Here is a 1738-nt window from a genome sequence, read left to right as displayed (position 1 = left end):
TTCTTCGTGCTTGGCTTTTGTTTTATGTGCCGAGATAGTGATGCCAATAACTGGCGAAGGGACTTTAACCGACTCAAAACGTAAGCTGAATAAATCCAGCCATACCTTTGCCAGATAATCACCTTTTGCTGAGCTGGCAAAAACTTCTTGAAAGCCTTTATCTCGTAAATGAAGTTGTAGTTTTAACTCATAGGCATAAAGATTTTGGATTCGTAAAAACTCTTCCAGTGCATTGAGTAAGCGCAGTAAGGGCTTTTCAAGAAGCTGAAGATTAGAGAGTTCAAATAGTAATTCCAAATAACGTGAAAACTGCATGGGAGGATGATAGAAATGGACGGCTTGTGGCAGAGTGCCGGTGAGTTGTCCGACATAATTAACCAGGGATAGGTCAAAACGTTTGGCAAGCTCTGCTGAGGGAACAGCCAGGAGTGCTTGCATGTCTCGAATACCGACACGTTGCAAGCGCTCAATTTGTTTATCAGGCAAGCGGCTTTCACTAAGCTTTTGCTGCTTGAGGTGCGCTAGCACTTGTTTACGTTCGTCACTAATCAGATTTAGGCCCGATCTTGCGAGTAGTTCAGCCGCTAGAGGTGAGTATGCACTGGCGTATTGATAATGGACTTGCTGTTTTTCCAAATGCTGTTTTAGGGTTTGCCAATAACTCGTGAGCCCATCATATAGGCTCAACATATTACTGACCCGTAACAACAAACCATTTGAACCGCAAAGGCTTATGTCGGAGGTGACTAAATAGAGCCAGTGAGCTATTTCAAGCAGTTTCTTTCTTTCTATTTCGGGATCATAAGCATGCACACAGAGCTCACGACATAAGGAGGCAGCGCTACCTAGCCCCATTCCCAAATGAATACCTTGCTGTAGGGCATGATCATTGGCTTGAACTACGATGTTTTTTTGACCATTGATTACGATAACGGCTTGCTGTTCGTCCTGATTGCATGCTGCCTGGTTTAAAAACAGGCTATCGATTTGTAGTGAAGGGAAGTGGAGGTAAAGCCATAAAGTTGATAGAGACATAGCATCACCTTTATACCGCTTTAGAAGCAGGGAAGGGGATGATGTTGTTCGTGTTTTGTAGTGCCAGTGAAGGCCAATAAGAAGACATATTGAGAGAGAATTCGGGTTTTGGCCAGGCACCTTTTTGTTTTGCGATGGTAATCGCGATACCTCGCTCTTCAGCCTTTAGTTGCAAGCTCAAATTGACTGGTAGTGAAAGGCTTTGCTGCTTTGCTGTTCGAAAGATGAACTGACGGCACTGCCCCTGATTACTGGCTAATTGTAAGCGTTGAATATGATGAACTTCTAGTTGGTTTTGCCACAGGAGTACGGCCTCACAGGCACCACTTTTCAAGCACTGTTCTGCAGACCACAAGGCTTCATTCGCAGAGTTAGTATTAATAAATAGTATGCGCTCTAACTCAATGCCTTGATGATAAAAGAACTCAGCACTCAAAATACCTGGCGGGTTGATAAATATGCAGAGGCCTTGTTTGTTTATTAACGAGGGTAATAACAGGCGAAGCTCGCCGATACCACAAGTTGAGTGCAGCATTACAACGCCTTTTTTTGGAAAGCCGCCAGACAAGTGAACATCGAGCTCGGAGTAGCCGGATGTTTCGAACTCAGGTGCTTGTTGCCTACTCCGGCCATGCCAGATTAGCTGTTTCTTTTCGAGTAAATCAATGAAGTTTTTCATAGTAAATGCCTGTATGGATATACA

At 43.9% G+C, this 1738-nt stretch carries 2 protein-coding genes; both read right to left on the bottom strand.

Features of this window, described 5'->3' with window-relative positions; translation table 11 throughout:
* The coding region (locus tag A3761_RS11375; RefSeq protein WP_068750234.1) for a DNA polymerase Y family protein at positions 1-1035 on the bottom strand (1035 nt) is incomplete at its 3' end.
* 10 nt (positions 1036-1045) lie between these two features.
* The coding region (gene imuA / locus A3761_RS11370) for a translesion DNA synthesis-associated protein ImuA (RefSeq protein WP_231881209.1) at positions 1046-1738 on the bottom strand (693 nt) is incomplete at its 5' end.

The organism is Oleiphilus sp. HI0123, assembly GCF_001635315.1.
Note: the sequence above shows the minus strand (reverse complement) of the source record. Positions and strands in the feature narration are given on the sequence as shown.